A 22003-nucleotide genomic window follows, 5' to 3' on the forward strand; every position below is an offset into this window, starting at 1 on the left:
GATGCCCACGGTAGAATACCTTAACTACGAAGTACTGGACGACCAGGGCTGGGAGATGGACGACGACGACCTCTTCGACAACGCGGCAGACGCGGGACTCGACGACGAGGACTACGGATCGCTCGACGTCAACGAGGGCGAATATATCCTCGAAGCCGCCGAGGCGCAGGGCTACGACTGGCCGTTCTCGTGCCGCGCAGGCGCCTGTGCGAACTGTGCCGCCATCGTGTACGAAGGCGAAATCGAGATGGACATGCAGCAGATTCTCTCCGACGAAGAAGTCGAAGAGAAGAACGTCCGTCTCACCTGCATCGGTTCGCCCGCGGCCGACGAGGTGCGCATCGTCTACAACGCGAAGCACCTCGACTACCTGCAGAACCGCGTCATCTAAATCTCGTCGTCAGTACAAACCCGATTCCGCGAATCGCGTTTGGACCACGGTACTACGAGATAAGCGGCGGTAAACGCGCTGTAACCAATTTTCTCATGTTTTAACAAACTGCCGTTAGAAGAATCCACTGAACTCAAACAATTCACTGACGATTCTTCTGGAATACGTGTGGAAGTTTAGGTTGGCGCGTGTCGGGTTACTGACTCGGTGTTCGGTGTGAACGAATCAAATCACTCAGTACAGGCCTCTAAGGTGACCTCCTCCCCGTCGTAACCGACGGGGCTTCCCACGTCCGCACCGCTGGGTTGGGATATTTGCTGGTAGACGACCGGTCGGCATGACAGGCCGATGGCGGGGCCACACCGCCGTTACTCCTATCGCCGCCAAGGGGACTCGGAGTTATCTTGACCGAGACACCACATCGGTTCGAGAGGGTGTCTCGAGCAGTCTGGGTCTCGGAGTCCCGATAGTGTGCATTTAGGTGGGCGATGAGACCGCCTCGGTGTACGTCATGCGACGACCCGTGATTACTTGAATATCCGTATGAGCGTCAAAATGCAGTCTGTGGAGGAGGTGTCGGATTCACGCCCGCCATAAACGGCGGGATTCTCTCCTCGAAGAAAGATAGAGGCGTACACGAAGACATCCCGAAGAACCTACTCACTGCGATTTCCCACGTCGCCTGCGTCGAACCGTTTAGTTGAGTCCGAGGCTCAGCTTCAATGCGTCGTCTACCTGACTCATTGTTCCTGCGTCCAGATTCCCGACGACCGAGTGAATCCGCTTCTCGATGGAGACGACTCGAATCTGGTCGAGACGAACCGACGAGTCCTTCTCGAACGGCGAATCGTCCGCTTCGACCAGTACCTCGAATGGGTAGCCTCGGTACGTGCCAGTCGTGGGTGCAAGGATGGTCGTACTCGAATTTGCGTTCCCGACGTCGTTCTGGACGACGACCGCCGGGCGGGTCTTCTTCATCTCGTGGCCTTCGGCAGGGTCCAACCGGACGATGACGACATCGCCGCGTCGGATTTCAGTTTCGTCGCTCATTCAGCCAGCCCGCTCCACGCCTCGTCGGACGTGTCGTCCCACTCGTTGGCCAACGACTCCGCACTTTCGGATGCTTCCCGATAGGCGGCGGCGAGTTCGTCTCCGTCGGGCCGGTCGTTTTCGACTTCTACCACCGCGACGGTCACGCGCTTGTTCGCGTACTCCGTCCCGAGGTAGATCCGGCCTCGGTCGTCGGTGTCGTTGGTTCGCAGGTCTCGGGCGTCTACTTTCATCGTGTTGCCCACTATGACCCACGGCCCGATAACACTTGCCCACTATTGCCCACGGGACAGGGAAAGTGAGGCAACTGCCGAAAGAACTGCGTCATCTAAAGCGCGGCGCGCTCTCACCCAGTATATTTTAGCCGTATCCGCGGTGGACACAGCCCCCGCTCTCCCTCTCGATAGCGATTGTGACATGTCTCTCACCGCGACGAATCGAGTTCGACACTGAGAAACCGAACGGTCTCGCTCGGCTCAGAGCACCGACTGCGCCAGGCCGAGGAAGATGAAGAACCCGAGAACGTCCGTTGCCGTCGTGATGAAGATGGTCGCGGACGTCGCCGGGTCTTTCCCGATTCGATCGAGCGCCAGCGGAATGATCGTCCCGAAGAAGCCGGCGATGACGAGGTTCAGCACCATCGAGACGCCGAGGACGAGTCCCAAAAGCGGACTCTGATTGAACACCGAGGCGATAACCGCGACGAGGACGCCCGTGATGAGTCCGTTCGCCGCGCCCGCGAGAATCTCGTTCATCACGGCGCGGTTCCCCGTCGACAGCGAAATCTGGCCGAGGGCGATGCCGCGGACGGTCACCGCCATCGACTGCGTGCCGGCGTTGCCGCCCATCCCGGCGACGACGGGCATGTACACCGCCAGGAGCGTGAACGCTGCGATGGTGTCCTCGAAGATGCCGACCGCGGCGGCGGCGAGGAACGCCGTTCCGAGGTTGATAATGAGCCACTTGTATCGGTGCCGTACCTTCGAGAGCGGCCCGTCGAGGATGCTCTCCTCCTCCTGGACGCCGGTGAACTCGTAGAGCGTCTCGGCCGCCTCCTCCTCGACGACGCGCAGGAGGTCCTCGGCGTTGATGACGCCCAGGATGGAGCCGTCGACGTCGAGAACAGCCACCGAACCCTCGGGATGCTCTCTGAACACGTCGACGACGTCCGTGTCCGTCGTATCGTACGTGACCGCGGGTGTCTCGCGGACGTGATTACGGAGATCGACCACGTCCCCGTCGCCCATCGCCAGCACCTGTCCGGGGAGTTCGCCCAGAAGCTCCCCACCCTCGGTGATGAAGATGGTCGGGATCCGGCCGGTTTGGGTCTCGAACCGCTGTACCCGCCGCGCAATCGCGTCGACGCCTCTCTCGACGCCGACGGTGACGTAGTCGAGGTGCATCAGGCCGGCGGCGCTCTCGGGGCTGAACCCGAGCAGAAACTCGACCTTCTCCCGACGGTCCTCGTCGAGCCGTTTGAGCACCGCCGAACGTGTCTCTTCGCCCGCGAACCCGAGCACGTCCGCCCCTTCGTCGGGATCGAGCCGTCGGACGAACCCCCGCAGTTGCTCGCGGTCCATATCCTCAACGAGCGACTTCCGGACTGTCTCCGGGAGGTGAAAGAACACCTCCCGTTGGTGGCTCCGGGAGAGCTGTCCGAACTCCGCGGCCGGATTGGGCGAGGCCGCAATGGCCTGTTGAACGTCCGCAGTTTGCTCTTCCATATCCCACATAGTACCACTTCGTCCAAATGGTTGTGGTGGCTGCGTCGCTTCGGCGCATCACCTCCGCTCAGTTTGCCACCTCTCTCGCTTACCGTACGAACTAATCAAGACGTAAGTAATGATATTTGCCCCTTACCAGTATTCAACGATTCCTAACAAATAAGTGCGAAGGTGGTGGTTACTACGCTCGTAGTTTCCCATGAACATTTTCGCGAATCCACACGTGGCACAACTCGGCGGTGCGCACAGTCCGCTAATCGCTTTCCTCGTGGGGCTCATCTCGGTAATCCTGCTGTTGGTGTACTGGGACCTTCCGGCGTTCGTCGGCCTCATCATCGCGACACTCATCGTCGGCATCGTTGCCCCCCAGGTGGCGTTTGCCGAGGTTCCCGCGCGGATCGCCGAAGCGTTCGGCGAGGGGATGGCGGGTATCGGTATCCCCATTCTGATGGCGGCGGTCATCGGCAAGTCGATGATGGCCAGCGGTGCCGCGGAACGCATCGTCAGGGGATTCACCTCGCTGACGGGCAGCGAGAACTCCGACTTCGCGCTCTGGGGAAGTAGTTCCTTCCTCGCCATCCCGGTGTTCTTCGACAACGTGTTCTACCTGATGGCGCCGCTGGCGCGGTCGATGCGCGCCCGTGTCGGCAAGAACTACGCGCTCTACATCGTCGTCGTCGGCGCAGGTGCGGCAACGACACACGTGTTCGTCCCGCCGACGCCCGGCCCGCTGGCGGTGGCCGAGGAAATTCCGAACACCAACCTCGGGCTGACGATTCTCGTCGGTCTCTTGGTCGCCGCTCCCTCGGCGTTCGTTGGCGGCATCGTCTACGGCCGGTGGATAAACAAGCGGATAGACATCCCGCTTCGCGACGCGATGGACACCACCGGCGACGAACTGAGCGAACTCGCCCAGCGGTCGAACAACCAGCTCCCGAGCGTACTCGAAGCGTCGCTGCCGATTCTGCTAGCCGTCGTCCTCGTCGCCTCCGACACGGCGGCGACGACGTTCCTCGGCGAGGACGCGCCCATCCGTGGAATCACCGGCTTCTTCGGCGACCCCAACTTCGCGCTGACCGCTGCAGCCATCGCGGCTGCGCTGACCTACCGCCGAATGCGCTCGCTCTCGGACGAGGCATGGGGAGACGAACTCACCGAAGCGCTGAAATCCGGCGGTAACATCGCCGCCATCACCGCCGCGGGTGGCGCCTTCGGCGCGATGCTCGCGGCCGCCGGTATCGGCGACTACATCACCAACATCCTCTCAGGACTCGGCATTGGCGTGCTCGTCACCGCGTGGCTCATCGCCGCGACCGTCCGCATCGCGCAGGGGTCGGCAACCGTCGCGATGCTTACGACGGCGGGCATCATGGCCGGGTCGGGAGCCGTTGCGTCGCTGTCGGTCAACCCGGCGTACCTCGTGATGGCCATCGGCGCAGGCGGTAACATCTTCTCGTGGTACAACGACAGCGGCTTCTGGCTCGTCAAGGAGATCGGCGGTCTCACGCAGATTGAGACACTGAAGACGTGGACGGCGCTGACGACCATCGTCTCGGTCACGGGTCTGTTGACGGTGCTCGTGCTGTCGAAAATCCTCCCGATGGCCTGAACGTCTCCGATAGCCTAGTTCAGACGACAATTTTTCCTCCTGACGGCCCCGCCGCGACCGCAACAGCTATTTTTCCCACCTACAACGGGCGAATCGTGCTCGGTACGACGCCCGACCTGCTGCGCCTGCTCGTCGTCCCCGTCTTCGCGTGGGCAGCGTGGCGGGACGTGAAGACGCGCCGCCTCCCCAATCGCATGTGGCCGCCGCTGGCGGCGCTCGGCATCGTCCTGCTGGCGTGGGAGTTGTGGGCGGCGTACCCGTTCGGCCCGCTCGACTCGCTGTTCCTCCTTCGGGTTACAATCAGCGCCTTCTTCGTCGCGCCCATCGGCTACGCGTTCTGGTACATCGGCGGCTTCGGCGCGGCGGACGCGAAGGCACTCATCGTACTCGCGCTCCTGTTTCCGACGTTCCCCTCGTACTTCGTCTCCGGCGTCGAACTCCCGCTCGTCGAGCCGACGCTCGGCGTCTTTTCGTTCACTATCCTCACGAACGCCGTCCTCGTCGCCGTCGCGTACCCGGTCGCACTCGGCCTACAAAATCTCGCGGCGCGGCGGGTATCGCCAGTGATGTTCGTCGGTCAGAGAGTCTCCGTCCCGTCGCTTCTCACCCGCCACGGTAGCCTCTTCGAGACGCCCTGCGGCTACACTCGCGACGGGCTCGACCTCGACGCGCTCCGGATGTATCTGCGCTGGCGCGGCGCGACGCTGTCGGAACTCCGCGCAGATCCCGACGCACACCGCAACCCGGCGAGCGTCAGCGAGACGTATCCCGTCGGCGACGGGGCGGTCGACGCTCCTGCCGTCACCGATGGAGGGACAGTCGTCCGAAAAGCGCCAGAATGCGAGGCCGACCGCGACGCCCGCACCGACTACGACGACCCGTGGGCGGCCGAGACGTTTCTCGACTCGCTCGACTGGAGCGCATACGGAACGACGCCGGAGAAACTCCGCGACGGACTCGACCTCGTGACGACCCGCGAAGAGGTGTGGTTGATGCCCGGACTCCCCTTCGTCGTCCCGATGTTCTTCGGACTGCTAGTCGCGCTCGCCTACGGCGACATCCTGTTCGGTATTCTCGGCGCGGTTGGGCTGGTCTGACCGTCGAAAACGCACAAGACATATCGGCCGGACGTGCGTCTCTCCGACCATGACCGTCGACGTGGAGTTCGGCGAGGACGGACTCGTCCCCGCCGTCGCCCAAGACGCCGACTCCGGCGAGGTGCTAATGCTCGCGTACGTCTCGCCCGAAGCGCTCGAACGCACCCGGGAGACCGGTCGCGCCCACTACTACTCGCGAAGCCGAGACGAACTCTGGGAGAAAGGTGCGACGAGCGGCCACACCCAGGATGTCAGGGAGGTCCGCGTCGACTGCGACGCCGACACGCTCCTCTATCTCATCGACCAGTCCGGTGGTGCGTGCCACACCGGCCACCGATCCTGTTTCTACCGGACCGTCGACGGCGAGCACGTCGGCGAGCGCGTGTTCGACCCCGACGACGTCTACTGAACGATGACCGACGCGCACCCCTCGCCGACCGAGGACGGAACAGGTGGCGGCGTCGGCGTCGACTCCTTTACAGCCCCCTCGAACGCCGAACGGGTCGCGGACGAACTGCGAGCCGCTTTCGAGACCCGTCGAGAGGCCGAGGAAGCCGTCGCCGACCCGGGGATTGAAGTCGTCGAGACCGTCACCGACGCCTACGAGCGCGCGATGGCGCTACTCGACCGCTACGAGGACCGCGCCACCGGAACGGGCGACTTCGGCGCGTTCGTCGAGTTCCAACAGAAGTTCCTCGAAGTCGTCGAGTCCGTCGCCGACGACGCCCCCGCCGCCGACGCGTTCGACGCCGCCAACGAGACGGTCGACCGCCGCCGTCTGAGCGAGAAACATTTTGAATCCGCCCGCGACGCCCTCTCTCCCGCCGCCGACATCGCCGGGCTTCTGGAGGAGCGAGTGACGGCTCGAGAGCGACATCGGACGGCGACCCGCGACGCCGAACAGTGTCTCTCGAACCTCAACGAGCGCATCGCAGAGCTTCGGCGCCTCGAACGACTCGGCGATGCCGACCTCGACGCCCCGGTCGAACGGCTCAGAGAGCCGATTCGAGCGTACAACGAGGCGGTCGGGGAGGCGTTCGAGACGTTCAAACGCGACGGAAGCGCCCGCGACGTGCTCTCGTTCGTCGCGACGGCCGCGGGCTACCCGCTCGTCGACTACGACGCGCCGCCCGCCGACCTCCGCGAGTACGTCGGGTCAGCCGACGTGGGCGGCGACCCGATCCCCGAACTGCTGGAGTACGCCGACTACTCCAACTCGAAGCTCTCGCACTTCGTCGCCGACCCGCAGGAATTGAAGGCGCGTGTGGCGGTGAACCGAACGTACCTGACTCGCCTCGACGGCGGCCCGCTGACGGTGTCGTGGCCGCCGCCGTCGGCCGAGCGACTCCGCTTTTTCATCCCTGAACTCGTCTCGGTCGTCTCCCGGTTCGCGCCCGACGACGTCGTCGCCCGGTGCCGGAAACTCCGGTATCTCGCCGAAGCCCCCGACTACGACCGCCTCCAAACCGCGGCGGAGGCTCGCGAGTCGCTCACCGACGCGGAACGGCGGCGACTGCAACGCGGCGAGGTGGAGACCGCACTCGACGCGTTCGACGAGCACCGAGACCGCCTGAGCGACGTTCTCGCGCGGTACGGCTACGAGTCGGGCGCTCGACTCGTCCCGTCCGAGTCGTACTCCTCGGAGTCGCAGTCTTCGGATTCGTAATTCTCGGAGTCGTAACCGCCGGAATCGGTCGGGTCACCCCCGCAGTCGGCATCGCTGGAACCACCGAGGCCGTTCGCCTCCCCGCGGACGCTCGTCTCCTCGCCGTCGTCTCCCACCGACCGCCAGTACACCTCCGTCGGGTACGACGTTCCCTCGATGTCGACGCTGTTCTCGCCGCCCGCCTCGAACTCCCGCGCGAGGTAGAACTGCTCGGCCATCTCGTTGCCCGTCAGCGCTTCCAGTCGAACGACTCTCACCGTCTCGGGGAGCGCGCTCAGTCCCGACGTGAGCAAGCGCGAGCCAACACCCCGGTTCCACCAGTTGGGGTCGACGTAGAGCGCGCGCAGTTCCGCCTCGCCGTCGCGGACGAACGGCTTCGTCCGCATCGCGTCCCAGACGACCCGTGCGAAGCCGACGACGGCGGTTTCGTCGCCCCCGTCGGCGCCGTCATCACCGGCGTCGCCGCCGCTCTCGGTATCGACGGCGACGAGAAACCGCTCGGCGGGCGTCCGCCGCAGTTGGTCGAACCGGGCGCGAACGTTGGCCGCCGCCGCCACCTCCCGCATCTCCAACACCGGCGTCGGGAGCAGGTCGGCGTAGGCGACACGCCACGCGCGTCGATTGACGTGAATCGACGCCCGAAGCTCGTCGGGCGATGCCAGCGGCCGGATATCCATAGTACTGATGGATACGGCGCGGTGAAAACGGTTGTCCCAGTTCGCCTGACTGTGGTGCGGCGCTACTGATCCGGAAGCGCGGCCGTCAGTGCCGCGCGGGCGTTCTCGGCCAACTGCTCGGCACGGGCGGCCTCGCGCGCCTCGGCGTAGATTCGCACTTTCGGCTCCGTCCCCGAAGGGCGGACGAGCACCCACGCGTCGCCGTAGTCGAGGCGGTAGCCGTCGATGGTGTTCGGTTCGGCGGCGGCGCCCTCGGCGTACGTCTCGGCGGCGGCGAGCATTGCATTCAGTTCGGCCTCCGAGTCGTATATGAGGTTGACGCGGACGTTGTGGTAGTTGGTGTACGGGGCGACGATTTCGCTCGCGGGGCGCTCGGCGACCAGTTCGAGGAACTTCGCACCGATGAACGCGCCGTCGCGGACGAGGCGGTAGTCGGGGAAGAAGATGCCGCCGTTGCCCTCCCCGGCGACGGGGACGGTCTCGCCTTCGGCCCACAGCTCCCGAATACGAGTGATGAGGTTCGTGCTGCCGATGGGCGTCAGTTCCAGCGTCGCGCCCACGTCGTCGCAGACGTCGACGAGGCGCTGAGAGACGTTGACCGCGGCGACGGTGGTGTCACCCTCGGAGAGTCCGGCGGCCGCCAGCGCCGCCAGCGACGCGTCGCCCTCGATGTACTTGCCGTGCTCGTCGAAGAAGATGGCCCGGTCGGCGTCGCCGTCGTGGGCGATGCCCACGTCGGCGTCGGTCGCGCGGACCAGACGGCCCAAGTCGCCGAGATGCTTCTCGACGGGTTCGGGGTTCCGGCCGGGGAAGTGGCCGTCGGGCTGACCGTTGACTGTGACGACCTCGCAGCCGAGTTCGCGGTAGAACTCGGGGCTGGTCAGCGCGCCCGCACCGTGGCCGGGATCGAGCGCGACTCTCAGATTTCCGGCGGCGATTTTCTCGCGGTCGACGGTGGCGAGCATCTCCTCGACGTAGTCGCGGTTCGCCGACTCGACCCGTCGCGTCTCGCCGACTTCGTCCCATCCGACGGTGTCGAACTTCTCGGCGAGGATGTGGTCTTCGATGCGTTCGAGTCGTTCGACGACGAGTTCGACGCCGTCGGGACCGACCAGCTTGACGCCGTTGTACTCCGGCGGGTTGTGCGAGGCGGTGATGATGATACCCGGCACGCCCTCGACTTCGCAGTAGCGCGTCACCGCGGGCGTCGGCGTCACGCCGAGGCGGTCCACGTCGACGCCGACGCTCGCCAGTCCACTGGCGGCGGCGTTCGTGAACAGTTCGCCCGTCGTCCGAGTGTCGCGAGCGACGGCGGCGCGCTCGGCGTTCCACACCGTCCCGGCGGCCTTCGCCACCCTGAGGACGAACTCGGGGGTTAGCTGTTCGTTCGCCACCCCGCGCGTCCCACTCGACCCGAACAACTTCATTAGCGGTTGCTCTTGTGGGCAGAAAGAAAGCCGTTCCGGAGACGACTCGTGAAATCTCCGGTTAACGGGGCTTCGTGCGCACTGCGCTACGATGACGCGTCGCTCGACTCTCCTTCGTCGGTACCGATATCGAGCGTCGTCCGCGACAGCGGGACCGCAGTGACGCCGCCCGCGTTGCCGTTCGTGTACGCGTAGATGACGATGCCTGCCTCCTCGTCGACGACGCGCTTGAGCGTCCCGTTGAACTGGTCGTCGCGCGGGTTCGCCGGCACCCACCACTGTTCTTCGCGCTCTTCTTCGACGGATTCGAAGCCGCCGCTCATCCGTCCGTCAGCATCGGAGGGGGAACCAAACAGGCCCATGCGCGAACCGCGCACCGACCTATCAAAAAACTACGTTTCCTGCTACCGATTTAGCGTGTGAATCGCCTGCCCCTCGGCGTTCTCGGCGGCTTCCTGCACCACTTCGGCGAGCGTCGGGTGCGTGTGGATGGTCGCCGCCACGTCTTCGAGCGTCGCGCCCATCTCGACGGCGAGCGCGACTTCGGCGATGAGTTCGGACGCCTCGGGACCGACGATCTGTGCCCCGAGGATGAAGCCCGAATCCTCGTCGGCGACGATGCGACAGAACCCCTCGGTGTGGTTCGTCGTCATCGCGCGACCGCTGGCGTTGAACGGCATCTGGCCGACGAGGGGCTCGAAGCCCGCTTCCTCGGCCTCGGCTTTCGTCATCCCGACTGTCGCGATCTCGGGGTCGGTGAAGACCGCCGCCGGGACGGCTTGATAATCGAGTGCCGCGGGTTCGCCTGCGATGACCTCGGCGGCAACGATGCCCTCCTTGAACGCCTTGTGCGCGAGCATCGGTTCGCCCGCTACGTCGCCGACGGCGAAGATGTGGTCGATATCCGTGCGGGCGTAGTCGTCGGTTTCGAGGAATCCTCGGTCGTTCGGTTCGAGGTCGATGGCGTCGAGACCGAGCGTGTCGGTGACGGGCGAGCGCCCGACGGCGACGAGCACCTTGTCAGCGGGGTATGTCGACTCCTCTCCGTCCTCCGTCTCGGTGACGACGGTGATGCCGCCGTCGCTGGAGTCGCGCCACTCGGAGGCGCCCTCGCCGAAGTGAAAGTCGATGCCGAGATCCTTCGCGCGGCGCTTGACGACGTTCGCCACGTCGTCCTCGTAACCGGGGAGCGCGTCGTCGAGCATCTCGACGACCGTCACCTCGGTGCCGAGTTTGGCGTACACCGTCGACAGTTCCATCCCGATGTAACCCGCGCCGACGACGACGAGGCGCTCGGGGATGGTGTCCATGTCGAGCGCGTCACGCGACCCGAGCACGGGGTCGTCCGCGTAGCTGAAGTTCGGAATTTCGATGGGTCGACTGCCCGTGGCGACGATGCAGGAGTCAAACTCGATGCTCTCGCTCCCCTGGCCCTCGCCGCCGTGGGCGACGCGGACGCTGTTCTCGTCTTTGAACGTCGCCGTGCCTTTGATGAGGTTGACGCCGTTGGCCTTACACAGCTTCTCGACGCCGCCGGTGAGGCGGTCGACGATGCCGTCCTTCCAGTCGACCATCTGCGCCATGTCGACGGCGGGGTTGGCGTGGATACCCATCTCCTCGGCGTTGCCCGCCTCGTGGGCGAGGTCCGCGCCGGTGATGAGCGCCTTCGAGGGGATGCAGCCGCGATTGAGACAGACGCCGCCGTATTCGTCCTTCTCGACGAGCGTGGTGTCCAGACCGCGTTGTGCGGCGCGGATGGCGGCGACGTAGCCGCCCGGTCCGCCGCCGATGATCAGTACGTCCGTTCCGGTTGAGATATCTCCGACAACCATTGTATTATTCGAGTAGCAGGAGTTTGGGGTTACGGAGGTACTCCATCACCGTGTTCGTGAACGCTGCGGCGTCCGCGCCGTCGACGACGCGGTGGTCGATGGAGAGCGACAGCGGCAACGTGTTCGCGGCTACGACTTCGTCGCCCTCCTCGGTCTCCTCGACGACCGGCCGCTTCTCGATTCCGCCGAGCCCGAGAATCGCCGTCTCGGGGTAGTTGATTATCGGGGTGGCGTACTCGCCGCCGATGGCCCCGAAGTTCGTGATGGTGAACGTCCCGCCCTGCATCTCCTCGCGGGTCACCTTCCGCTCGCGGGCGCGCGAGGCGAGGTCGTTGACCTCGCGGGAGAGCTGCAGAATGGACTTCTTGTCGACGTTCTTCACGACGGGCACCATCAGTCCGGCGTCGGTCGCCACCGCGATGCCGATGTTGTACTCGTTTCTGACGAGTATCTCGGCGTTCTCGGGGTCGGATTCGTCGAGCGTCGAGTTCAGTATCGGATGCTCGCGCAACCCTGCGACGATGGCTTTCATCACGAACGGCATGTACGTGAGCTTCACGTCGCGTTCGGCGGCGAGTTGCTTGTACTCTGCGCGCACGTCGACGAGTTCGTCGACGGTAGTCGTGTCGTGGTGCGTGACGTGCGGCGCGGTGTACGCCGACTGCTCCATCTGCTGACCGATGGTGCGCCGGACGCCCCGGTAGGGGATGCGCTCGGCGACTCCTTCCGCGGTGGCGTTCGTCGCGGACGTAGCTTCGGCTTCTGTTTCAGCCGACTCCGCCTGCATCTCGGCCTCGCGCGCCTCACGCTGGGCCTGTGCGTACTGCGTGACCGCTTCCGCCGTGACGAACGCCTCGCCGTCACGCGTCTCGTCGGTCGGCACGTCGTCGATGTCGACGCCCTCCTCCTCGGCCATCCGACGCGTTGCGGGCGCGGCGAGCGTCCGGTCGCGACCGGCGGCTTCCGCGCTGGCGGCGGCGCCGGCGCTGCCGTTGACGGCCGACTGGCCGTCGCGCCGGCTCACGGCGGACTGCTTCTCGCCCGTCGAGACCTCTCGCGGTCCGGAGTCACTCTCGCTCTCGGGCTCTCCTACTTCGCTCTCCATCTGCCCGTTGGCGGCGGTCTGCACGTCCGCGTCGGTGACGCGGCCGCCCGGTCCGCTGCCCTCGACGGCGTTGATGTCCACGTCGAGTTCGCGCGCGAGGCGGCGGGCGCTCGGCGCGGCGAAGACGCGGCCCTTCGGCGTCTCGGCCTCGCCGTCGGCCCCCTTTTCCGGGGATTCGCCCGCGACGGCCTCTCCGTCGCCCGCGGCGCCGATGGCTTCGTCGCCGGTTTCGCGCTCGTCGGCCTCGCTCTCCTGGGCCTCCATCTCGGCGGAGGTTCGTTCCTCGTCCGTCGGTTCGTCACCCTCTCCCTCCACCTCGAAGGTGATGATGACGTTACCGACGGGGACCATTTCGCCCTCCTCGGCGAGCAGTTCTTTGACGGTTCCGTTGTACGGCGACGGCACCTCGACGAGCGCCTTGTCCGTCTCCACCTCTGCGACGGCCTGGTCTTCGGTGACGGTGTCACCGACTTCGACCAGCCACGAGACGAGTTCGCCTTCGGCGACGCCCTCGCCCACGTCGGGTAGTTTGAACTCCTTGACTCCCATGGGTTAGAACTCCATGACGTTGCGGATACCTTCTTCGACCCGCGCGGCGTTCGGCAGGTAGTAGTCCTCCAGCGCGTACAGCGGGTACGGTATGTCGTAGCCCGTGACGCGCTCGACCGGCGCTTCCTGATAGAGCAGCGCCTCCTCCTGTACGATGGCGGTGATTTCGCCGCCAAGGCCCCCCGATTTGGGGGCCTCGTGGACGACGACGGCGCGGCCGGTCTTCTTGAACGACTCCACGATAGCCTCGCGGTCCAGCGGCGAGACGGTGCGGAGGTCGACGACTTCCACGTCGACCTCTCCTTCGAGGTTCTCGGCGGCCTCTATCGTCGCGCGGGTCATCGCGCCGTAGGTGAACACCGACACGTCAGACCCCTCGCGGCGAACCGCGGCCTCGCCGATGGGAACCGTGTAGTCGTCCTCGGGGACCTCGCCGCGGAACGCGCGGTAGATGAGTTTCGGTTCGAGGAAGATCACCGGATCGGGATCGCGAATCGCGGAGATGAGCAGCCCCTTCGTGTCGTACGGGGTCGACGGCATGACGACCTTCAGCCCCGCCTCGTGGGCGTAGAACGCCTCCTTGGATTCGGAGTGGTGCTCCGGGGCGCGGATGCCGCCGCCGTACGGCGCGCGGAGCACCATCGGCAGCGTGTAACGACCGCGAGAGCGAGTTCGGAGCCGCGACATGTGGCTGACGATCTGGTCGAAACCGGGGTACATGAACCCGGAGAACTGAATCTCCGGCACCGGCTTGAGACCGTAGGCAGCCATGCCGACGGCGGTTCCGATGATACCGGACTCAGCCAGCGGCGTGTCGATGACGCGGTCGTCGCCGAACTCGTCCCAGAGTCCTTCGGTGGCGCGGAAGACGCCGCCGTTCTTGCCGACGTCCTCGCCCATGACGACGACGTCGTCGTCCGCCTGCATTTCGGTGTAGAGACCGTCCCGTACCGCCTGAACGAGCGTGAGGTTCTGTGATTGTGTTGCTTGCGCCATTAATCTTCGAGGAAGGCTTCGTCGCCGTACTGTTCGCGAATCGATTCGAAATCGGCCATCTGGTCGCGGAGGTCCGCGGGCATCTCGGCGTAGACGTGTTCGAACATCTCGCTCGGATCCGGCCGCTTCACCGACTCGGCGGCCGCTATCGCGTCCGCGACCTCCGTCTCGACCTCCTCGCGGATGGCGTCGACGGACTCGTCGTCGAGTCGCCCCGTCTCGCGGAGGAACGCCTCCAGTCGCGGGATGGGGTCTTTCGCTTTCCACTTCTCGACTTCGTCGTCGTCGCGGTACACCGTCGGGTCGTCGGCGGTCGTGTGCGCGCCGAAGCGGTACTGCACCGCCTCGATGAGCGTCGGCCGAAGCTGTCCTTCTTCGGGGTTCTTCGCCTTCTCGACGGCCGCGTTCGTCACCTGATACACCGCGAGCGGATCCATCCCGTCGACCTGCACGCCGTCGATACCGTAGGCGACGGCCTTCTGGGCGATGGTCTCGCTCGCGGTCTGCTGTTCGCGGGGCACCGAAATCGCCCACTGGTTGTTGTTACAGAAGAAGACGTTCGGCGTGTCGAAGACGCCCGCGAAGTTGACGCCCTCGTGGAAGTCGCCCTCGCTGGTCGCGCCGTCGCCGAAGTAGCAGATGAAGGCGTTGTTCTCGCCTTTCAGCTTCGACGCCCACGCCGCGCCCGTCGCGTGCGGAATCTGGCTGGCGATGGGGACGGCGACGGGGAAGATGTTGACGCCCTCCTCCATCTTGTTGCCGTCCTCGTGGCCCATCCAGTACAGCAGCGTCTGTTTCAGCGGTAGCCCGCGGACGACGGCCGCACCGTGTTCGCGGTAGCTCGGGAACATCCAGTCGTCCTTGTCGAGCGCGAACGAACTGCCGATCTGTGCGCCTTCCTGCCCCGACAGCGGCGGATACGTCCCCATCCGCCCCTGCCGCTGGAGGCTCACAGCCCGCTGGTCGAAGTGCCGTGCCAACCGCATCTGTCGGTATATCTCGACGAACTCCTCGTCGGCGAGGTCGGGAACGTCGCCGACGACCGAGCCGTCTTCGTCCAATACCCGAATCATCTCGTCGGGGTCACGCTGTAGCGTGCTCACGGGAGAACCCACCTGCACATGGTCGAACAGTCTCCCGCCCGAGTTATAGGGTTTTCGTAAATAATTTACTATAGTCAGAAATTCTGCCGCCCACGCCGAATCTGTCCACGAGGTAGCGGTAAAATTTATGATTTGGAATATATTGCGGTCGATCTATCCGCTTCGCGTGATTATACCTCCACATTCCGGAGTATAATGGACAAATGGGAAGGATTGCTGCGTATCCGCGAGGCCGAACGACAACGAATGCCACGAGTGGTCTTCTCACGGGGGCTGCCACCGGTTGGCGGTCGAGGGCGGAAGCCGAGCGACCGCTGGTTATTGGGAGTCGATTCGTGGAGGTCAATTCGTCCTGTCTGGGCTCGTTTTGTACGTGCTCTCCCGTCGCCGCCGTTACTCCACGCCACCGTCGTACCGACGGACCACGTCGTAGACGGCGTCGGTGCCGAACTCGACTGCTTCGACGGGGATGCGCTCGTCGGCGGCGTGGACGAACGACTGGAACTCGAACTCCGATGGGAGGTTCATCGGGGTGAACCCGTAGCTCTGGATGCCGATCCGGGCGAAGATGCGGCCGTCCGTCGCCGCCGGGAGGACGTACGGAACCGGCACCGCCTCCTCGTCGGCGTCCCGTAACACGTCGTCTAAGAGACCAAAGAGTCGCAAATCCGTCTCTTCGGGACCCTTCTCGAACCGTTCGACCTCGACGTCGACGCCGTCGCCCAACAGCTCGCGGAGTTCGGCGACCACGTTCTCACCGGTCTGTCCGGGTAACAGACGGCTGTCGACGGTGAACTCGACTCTCGCCGGGACGACGTTTATCTTGTCCCCGCCGCTGAGCACCGTCGCGTTCGCCGTGTTGTGCAAGAGCGCCTCGAACGTGCCCGCCTCGTCGCCGAGCGCCGCCAGCGACTCGTCGACCGTCTCGGGGTGTTTCAGTCCCTGCAGCACCGCGGCCGTCTCGTCGTCGACCTGCTCGGCCATCCGGTCGAGCATCTCCTCGACCGGCGGTGTGAGGTGGTAGGGGAGTCGCTCGCGGTCGAGTGTTACGAGCGCCTCACCGATGCGCCCGACGGCGTCGCCGCGACTCGGCCGCGAGGCGTGGCCCGCTTTTCCGGTCGCGCTGACGCGAACCCAGCAGACCTGCTTCTCGTTCACCTGGACGGGATACAGACGGACGCCCGCCAACTCCAATGGGTAGCCGCCAAACTCGCCGAGCGCGAAGCGTACGTCCTCGAACAGTTCGGGGTGCTCCTCCACGAGAAACGCCGCCCCGTCGTCGCCGCCGGCCTCCTCGTCGGCGAGCAGACAGAGCACGAGGTCGCCCGCGAGGTCGATGTCGTCGCGGGCGGCGCGGAGAAAGGCGGCGACGAACATCGCCACCCCCGACTTCATATCGAGCGCGCCGCGACCCCAGACGTAGCCGTCCTCTTTCACGCCCGCGAACGGCGGGTGGGTCCACTTCTGGTCGCTCGTCGGCACCACGTCGACGTGGCCGTACAGCATCAGCGCGGGGGCGTCGTCGCCGGGGAGCCGTGCGACGAGGCTCGGTCGCGCTGGCTTCGTCGCGTACAGCTCCGAGTCGATGCCGGCGTCCGCCAGCAACTCGGCGGCCCACTCGATACACGTGCGCTCCGCGCCGGGCGGGTTCGTCGTGTCGAAGCGGATGAGTTCCTGCAGAAGTTCGGCCGGGCGGTCGCAGAGGCTGGCATCGACAGACGGTTCGCCGTCGCCGACGTACTCGCCGGGTTCGTTCGTCATCTGCCGCTACGCTCGCGTCGGGGTGTGATAAACGCTCACGCGCCGGTGATTCGGTCCGCTTCTCGCGCGTCCCGACTAAATATTCGACCCGCTCCGTCCCCAGAGCAGCCAGTAACCGCCGTAGAGCAGCGCGCCGAGGACGAGTAGCGTCACTACTGTCTCGACAACTGCGGTGATGAGGCCGACGAGAAAGCCCAGCACGCTCACGGCGACGAACAGCAGGAGCAGGACGAGCGCGACGCGCAGGAGGGTGCTTGCCATGGTTCAGCTTCGGTTCGGGCGTATATTACTGTTTGCCGCGGGACAAGGGTCGCCGAAACGGGCTCAGTTTCCGGCGGCGGCGCGCGCTTCCGCCCGTGCCTGCTCGACACTCTTCCCATCGCGCAGCAGGGCGTCGACGAACAGTTCGCCCGCCTTGTACGACGACCGGACCATCGGACCGGAGGCGCAGTAGAGAAAGCCGAACTCGTCCTCGGCGACGCGCCGCCACGTTTCGAAGGCGTCGGGGTGGACGTAGTCGAACACGTCGAGGTGCGAGCGCGACGGTTGGAGGTACTGTCCGAACGTGACGATGTCGACGTCGGCCTCGCGGAGGTCAGAGAGCGTCTGGTAGATCTCGTGGTGGTACTCGCCGAGACCGAGCATCAGGCTCGTCTTCGTATAGATGTCGGACTCCCGCTCGACCTGTTCGAGCACGGAGAGCGACTGGGCGTAGTTGGCTCGGCGGTCCCGGATTGGCCATTGGAGTCGCTCTACGGTTTCGATGTTGTGCGCGATGACGTCGGGGTCGGCGTCGATTATCTTTCGGACGAGTCGCTCTTCGCCCTGAAAGTCCGGAATCAACACCTCGACGAGCACTTCGGGGTCGCGTCGTTTTATCTCGCGAATCGTCCGCGCGAAGTGACTCGCGCCCTGGTCCGGAAGGTCGTCGCGGTCGACGGAGGTGAGCACGACGTAGTCGAGACCGATTTCGGCGACGGACTCGGCGACGTTCGTGGGTTCGTCGGGGTCGAGAGGGTCCATCCCGCCCGTTTGTACGTCACAAAAGTTACAACCGCGCGAACAGCGGTCGCCCATCAGCATGAACGTCGCCGTCCCCGGTCCGTTCCGGCCGCTCCAGCACTCGCCGAGGTTGGGGCAGTTCGCCTCCTCGCAGACCGTGTGGAGGTCTCTGTCTCTGAGGGTCTGCTTGATCTCGGTGAACCGGCGACCGGACGGCGGCCGCATCTTCAGCCAGTCCGGTTTCCGCCTGTATGCCATATCCGTTTCTTCGCCCCAGTGTGCAAAAACGTGATGATTCGAGGGGTGTCGTCTGCGGGTTCGCCCTGATTAGTTCGGTCCGTTCGCGTCGATTCGCTCGACGCCCACGTCGGCTATCCAGCGGAGCACCGCTGCGACTGCGTCGGGGTCCTCGACGGTCGCCGTCGCGCCGATGTCGGAGTCGCCGACGTAGACGCTCACGCCGTCTTCTGACGCGATGGTCTCGAACGCCGACCGGTCGCCCACGTCGTCGCCGATATACATCGGGAGGTAACCGTCGACCTCCGCCGCGAACGAGGCGACGACCGCTCCCTTGCTCGTCTCCACGTCGGGTTTGATCTCAACGATAGCTCGCCCCGACGCGGTGGCGAGGTGGTCTTCGTCGTGTTCCTCGACGATTTCCTCGACGGTCTCGGTAACCTCTTCGGCGCGGTCGGGGGCGCGGCGGAAGTGGACCGTCGTCGTCCAGCGTTTGTCCTCGACGGCGACGCCCGGTTCGTCCGCCAGTTCGTCTTCGAGCGCCGTTCTCACCGTCTCGACCACCGGTTCGGCCGCCTCGGCGTCCGGGTGAACCTCGATTTCGCCGCTGCCGTGGTCGACTTCGATGCCGTAGTTACCGGCGTACGTGACGCCGTCTACGTCGACGCGCCCGCGGACGTCTTCGAGGCCGCGACCGCTGACGACGGCGAGTCTGATGCCGGGCGCCTCGCGAAGGCGGTCGACCAACTCGGCGTTCGTCGGCGTTATCTCCGCCGCCTCCGGTTCGTCGACGATGGGCGCGAGCGTCCCGTCGAAGTCCAAGCAGAGCAGGAGCCCCTCGTGGTCGGGCAACCGCGATTCGAGCGCGGCTATCGCCCGCGTGACGCCGTTTTCGGGTTCGGATCGAGCGGCGTCGGTCGGGTCGGTCGGGTCGCTCACGATTTCGTCTCCTGTCGGTCGCGGTCCTCGTTTTGCTGGTCGGTCGCTCGCCGCAGGCCCTGAACGGTCCCGAGCAGCGAGGCCAACCACGTGTCGAGGTCGTTCTCCAGCACCGACTCCTTGAGCGCGTCCATCCGCCGCTCGCGCTCGTGGTCCGGCATCGTCAACGCCTCCTCTATCTGGTCGGCGAGTTCGTGGGCGTCGTACGGTTCGATGGTCACTGCCGTGTCGCCGAGTTCGCCGTGCGCACCGGTCATCCGACTCAGCACGAGCACGCCGTCGTCGGTGTCGTTGTCGGCCTGCGCGGCGACGTACTCCTTGGCGACGAGGTTCATCCCGTCGCGCACCGGCGTGACGAGCGCGAGGTCGCTGTGGGCGTACAGTCCGTACAGCTCCGGATTCGTCAGGCGTTCGTCGATGCGGACGACCGGTTGCCACGTCTCCGTGGCGAACCGGTCGTTGATGCGGTCGATGCGCTCGTCGACCTCCGCTTGGAGGCGCTGATACTCCGGGATGTCGGAGCGACTCTCAGTTGACTTCTGGACGTACGTCAGCCGCTCGCGCCACTCGGGGCGCGTCTCGAACAGGTGTTCGAGCGCATCGAGGCGCTCGGGAATCCCCTTCGTGTAGTCGAGTCGGTCGACGCCGACGGCGACGCGCGACTCTTCGGGGATGTCGTACTTGTCTCTGAACGACTCCCAGAACGCCTCGTCCCGTTCCTCGGCCAACCTGCCGATGCGCTCGGCGTCGACGCCGAGCGGGAACGCGCGAACGAGCGTCGTCTCGCCGTCGTACCGAACCTCGCCGCTGTCGGCGTCGACGGTCGCCGACTCGAAGCAGGCGTCGACGCAGTCGAGGAAGTTCTCGACGTAGCGCTCGGTGTGGAAGCCGATGAGGTCGTTGGCGAGGAGGCCGTCCAGCAGTTCCCGTCGCTGCGGGCAGACGCGGAACGTGTCCCACGTCGGCCACGGGATGTGCCAGAACTGAAACAGCGTCGTCTCCGGCAGCGCCTCGCGCACGTGCGAGGGGGCGAGCGCGAGATGGTAATCCTGAAACCAGACGACCGACTCTCCGTCGGCCTGCTGGACGACCGCGTCTGCGAACTGCTCGTTCACCTCCCGATACCGCGACCAGAAGCGGTCCTCGAAGTTCGTCTTGCCGACGAGGTCGTGACAGAGCGGCCACAGCACCTGGTTGCTGTAGCCGTAATAGTACTCGTCGACGGCGTCGTCGGAGAGCCACACCCGGCGGAGCGTGTAACCGGGGTCGTCCGGCGGGACGCGGACGCAGTCGTTCTCGTCTGTCACCTCGGCATCGGCGTCGCCGTCGCCCCACGCGATCCAGGTGCCGTCTATCTGCTGCATCACCGGGTCCAATCCGGCCGTGAGACCACCGACCGGCCGGTCGACGGCGATTTCGCCGTCTTCGTGCCGATGTCGATACGGCTGGCGGTTCGAGACCAGCACCAGCGACGACTCGAAGGCGTCCACGGGCGTGTCGGCGAGCAGCGCCGACTCGGTAGGTTCGGGACTCATACTCGGTGTTTCACCCGTATCGACGGGGTCGCGGCATCCGAGTGCGCCGCTTCCCCTGTCGCGTACTCGTCCGTGGTGACGTAGCCGCCGTCGCTGGCGGTCTCTCCGGCTCCCACTCGGCACATACAGTCGTATACCGCTTCGAGCGCCTCCTCCCGCGAAGAGACGTACTGCACCGTCTCCCGTCCCGTCGCCTCGCCGGCGGACTCCAGCCGCCGAATCTCCCATCTTCGACCGAACCGCTGCGGTGTCGTTGTTTGCACGGCTTCCACCCGGAGACCGTTTCGCTCGAACGCTACTACCGCACCCGGCGTACGTACCCACTCGTTCGGCACTCGTCCCTCGATAAACTCTCTGAGCGCGTCCATTACGGTATTTAATACCACGCCCACGAGAGGGATGCTGATTGTGCCTGTATATACGCGCTTTGACTCACTATAAACAATCGTGAATATAACTCTTCGTGACTGTCCCCTCGGGCGATATCCGTCTCCGTTTTCGTCACTGCTGCCAGTAGGTTCAACTCCGTTGGCGACGACACTGCTACTATGAGTACTATCGCTGAGGTAGAACTTCCGGCAAACGAGTTCGCGCTTCGTGAAGCGCTCACCTCGAACTTGGACGCCGAGTTCGAGGTTGTTCGCCTCGCGGCCCACGACTCCGACCGCGTGATGCCGTACGTCCGCGTCTCCGGGACGGAAGCGTCCTCGATGACCGAGACGCTCGAAGCCGACCCGAGCGTCGAAAACGTCGAACTGCTCGACGACCTCGGCGACGAACTGCTCTACCGGATGAACTGGGTCGAGAACATCCGCGTGATCATGCACATCCTCCTCGACGAGGGCGGGACGGTGATGGAGATGCACGGCCGGGACGACCGGTGGCACCTCCGCATCCTCTTTCCGACCCGCGACGCACTTTCGGCGACCCACGAGTTCTGTACCGACAAGGGGTTGACATTCTCCATCAAGAACATCTACGACCTCAAACAGTCGACGGGACGCGGCGAGTTCGGTCTCACCGAGAACCAGTACAACGCGCTCGTCACGGCCGTCGAACACGGCTACTTCGACGTGCCGCGCGACGTGACGATGAGCGAACTCGCCGCCGAGTTAGGCGTCTCCCAGCAGGCGCTCTCCGAACGCCTCCGCCGCGGCCACAAGGCGCTCATCGAGAGTGCTCTCCGCGTCGGCGACGCGTCGTTTGGGAGCGACTACTGACCCCTCGTTTCACCCCATTTGACAGTCTTTTCTTCCTCACACTAGCGGCGTTACTCATGGACCGGCAGAGATTTATTATGGAT

The 22003-nt window shown here is 65.1% G+C and carries 22 protein-coding genes; 6 read left to right on the top strand and 16 right to left on the bottom strand.

Annotated elements, in window-relative coordinates:
• Window position 1 precedes the first annotated feature (1 nt).
• Window positions 2-391: a ferredoxin Fer gene (gene fer, locus LAQ58_RS15510; protein ID WP_224448343.1), complete on the top strand. Its 390-nt coding sequence runs from the start codon at window positions 2-4 to the stop codon at window positions 389-391.
• 696 nt (window positions 392-1087) lie between these two features.
• On the opposite strand, the gene LAQ58_RS15515 is transcribed toward fer, so the two are convergent.
• From LAQ58_RS15515 to LAQ58_RS15525, 3 genes are all read right to left on the bottom strand, one after another.
• The gene (locus LAQ58_RS15515; RefSeq protein ID WP_224448344.1) at window positions 1088-1441 is read right to left on the bottom strand and encodes a type II toxin-antitoxin system PemK/MazF family toxin; all 354 of its coding nucleotides are present in this window, start codon (window positions 1439-1441) and stop codon (window positions 1088-1090) included.
• The gene (locus LAQ58_RS15520; protein ID WP_224448345.1) at window positions 1438-1674 is read right to left on the bottom strand and encodes a hypothetical protein; all 237 of its coding nucleotides are present in this window, start codon (window positions 1672-1674) and stop codon (window positions 1438-1440) included. The genes LAQ58_RS15515 and LAQ58_RS15520 overlap by 4 nt, the downstream gene beginning before the upstream one ends.
• A 243-nt stretch (window positions 1675-1917) precedes the next feature.
• Window positions 1918-3165, bottom strand: coding sequence for a magnesium transporter (locus LAQ58_RS15525; protein ID WP_224448346.1), 1248 nt, complete (start codon window positions 3163-3165; stop codon window positions 1918-1920).
• 199 nt (window positions 3166-3364) lie between these two features.
• Here LAQ58_RS15525 and LAQ58_RS15530 point away from each other — a divergent pair, with 199 nt between their 5' ends.
• The 4 genes from LAQ58_RS15530 (at window position 3365) to LAQ58_RS15545 (ending at window position 7537) form a co-directional block, all read left to right on the top strand.
• The gene (locus LAQ58_RS15530) at window positions 3365-4774 is read left to right on the top strand and encodes a GntP family permease (RefSeq protein WP_224448347.1); all 1410 of its coding nucleotides are present in this window, start codon (window positions 3365-3367) and stop codon (window positions 4772-4774) included.
• A gap of 95 nt (window positions 4775-4869) precedes the next feature.
• A complete protein-coding gene (locus tag LAQ58_RS15535; protein ID WP_224448348.1) occupies window positions 4870-5871 on the top strand; it encodes an A24 family peptidase in 1002 nt (333 codons plus the stop codon).
• 49 nt (window positions 5872-5920) lie between these two features.
• A complete protein-coding gene (gene hisI / locus LAQ58_RS15540) occupies window positions 5921-6280 on the top strand; it encodes a phosphoribosyl-AMP cyclohydrolase (RefSeq protein WP_224448349.1) in 360 nt (119 codons plus the stop codon).
• A gap of 3 nt (window positions 6281-6283) precedes the next feature.
• On the top strand, window positions 6284-7537 hold the full coding sequence (locus tag LAQ58_RS15545) for a DUF7118 family protein (RefSeq protein ID WP_224448350.1): 1254 nt from the start codon (window positions 6284-6286) through the stop codon (window positions 7535-7537).
• Here the strand turns inward: LAQ58_RS15545 and LAQ58_RS15550 are convergent.
• The 13 genes from LAQ58_RS15550 to LAQ58_RS15610 form a co-directional block, all read right to left on the bottom strand.
• A complete protein-coding gene (locus tag LAQ58_RS15550) occupies window positions 7468-8214 on the bottom strand; it encodes a GNAT family N-acetyltransferase (RefSeq protein WP_224448351.1) in 747 nt (248 codons plus the stop codon). The genes LAQ58_RS15545 and LAQ58_RS15550 overlap by 70 nt on opposite strands.
• Before the next feature lie 62 nt (window positions 8215-8276).
• Window positions 8277-9641, bottom strand: coding sequence for a phosphoglucosamine mutase (gene glmM / locus LAQ58_RS15555; RefSeq protein ID WP_224448352.1), 1365 nt, complete (start codon window positions 9639-9641; stop codon window positions 8277-8279).
• Window positions 9642-9727: 86 nt separating this feature from the next.
• Window positions 9728-10003 (bottom strand): hypothetical protein, encoded by a 276-nt coding sequence (locus LAQ58_RS15560; RefSeq protein WP_224448353.1) that lies wholly within the window; start codon window positions 10001-10003, stop codon window positions 9728-9730.
• Window positions 10004-10045: 42 nt separating this feature from the next.
• Window positions 10046-11473 (bottom strand): dihydrolipoyl dehydrogenase, encoded by a 1428-nt coding sequence (lpdA, locus tag LAQ58_RS15565; protein ID WP_224448354.1) that lies wholly within the window; start codon window positions 11471-11473, stop codon window positions 10046-10048.
• Window positions 11474-11477: 4 nt separating this feature from the next.
• Complete coding sequence (locus LAQ58_RS15570) at window positions 11478-13127, bottom strand: dihydrolipoamide acetyltransferase family protein (RefSeq protein WP_224448355.1); 1650 nt, start codon at window positions 13125-13127, stop codon at window positions 11478-11480.
• 3 nt (window positions 13128-13130) lie between these two features.
• Entirely contained in the window at window positions 13131-14123 is a 993-nt protein-coding gene (locus tag LAQ58_RS15575; protein WP_224448356.1) for an alpha-ketoacid dehydrogenase subunit beta, read from the bottom strand.
• Entirely contained in the window at window positions 14123-15226 is a 1104-nt protein-coding gene (gene pdhA, locus LAQ58_RS15580) for a pyruvate dehydrogenase (acetyl-transferring) E1 component subunit alpha (protein ID WP_224448357.1), read from the bottom strand. The genes LAQ58_RS15575 and pdhA overlap by 1 nt, the downstream gene beginning before the upstream one ends.
• A 393-nt stretch (window positions 15227-15619) precedes the next feature.
• Window positions 15620-16987, bottom strand: a complete 1368-nt coding sequence (locus LAQ58_RS15585; protein ID WP_224448358.1) for a M20/M25/M40 family metallo-hydrolase — start codon at window positions 16985-16987, stop codon at window positions 15620-15622.
• Window positions 16988-17062: 75 nt separating this feature from the next.
• A complete protein-coding gene (locus tag LAQ58_RS15590) occupies window positions 17063-17248 on the bottom strand; it encodes a hypothetical protein (RefSeq protein ID WP_224448359.1) in 186 nt (61 codons plus the stop codon).
• 63 nt (window positions 17249-17311) lie between these two features.
• Complete coding sequence (lipA, locus tag LAQ58_RS15595) at window positions 17312-18247, bottom strand: lipoyl synthase (RefSeq protein WP_224448360.1); 936 nt, start codon at window positions 18245-18247, stop codon at window positions 17312-17314.
• A gap of 69 nt (window positions 18248-18316) precedes the next feature.
• The gene (otsB, locus tag LAQ58_RS15600) at window positions 18317-19165 is read right to left on the bottom strand and encodes a trehalose-phosphatase (protein ID WP_224448361.1); all 849 of its coding nucleotides are present in this window, start codon (window positions 19163-19165) and stop codon (window positions 18317-18319) included.
• A complete protein-coding gene (locus tag LAQ58_RS15605; RefSeq protein WP_224448362.1) occupies window positions 19162-20700 on the bottom strand; it encodes an alpha,alpha-trehalose-phosphate synthase (UDP-forming) in 1539 nt (512 codons plus the stop codon). Before LAQ58_RS15605 ends, otsB begins: the two co-directional genes overlap by 4 nt.
• The gene (locus LAQ58_RS15610) at window positions 20697-21068 is read right to left on the bottom strand and encodes a hypothetical protein (RefSeq protein WP_224448363.1); all 372 of its coding nucleotides are present in this window, start codon (window positions 21066-21068) and stop codon (window positions 20697-20699) included. The genes LAQ58_RS15605 and LAQ58_RS15610 overlap by 4 nt, the downstream gene beginning before the upstream one ends.
• A gap of 180 nt (window positions 21069-21248) precedes the next feature.
• Here LAQ58_RS15610 and LAQ58_RS15615 point away from each other — a divergent pair, with 180 nt between their 5' ends.
• Window positions 21249-21920: a helix-turn-helix domain-containing protein gene (locus LAQ58_RS15615; RefSeq protein ID WP_224448364.1), complete on the top strand. Its 672-nt coding sequence runs from the start codon at window positions 21249-21251 to the stop codon at window positions 21918-21920.
• Window positions 21921-22003: the final 83 nt, after the last annotated feature.

It is taken from the genome of Haloprofundus salilacus (assembly GCF_020150815.1).
GTDB lineage: Archaea > Halobacteriota > Halobacteria > Halobacteriales > Haloferacaceae > Haloprofundus > Haloprofundus salilacus.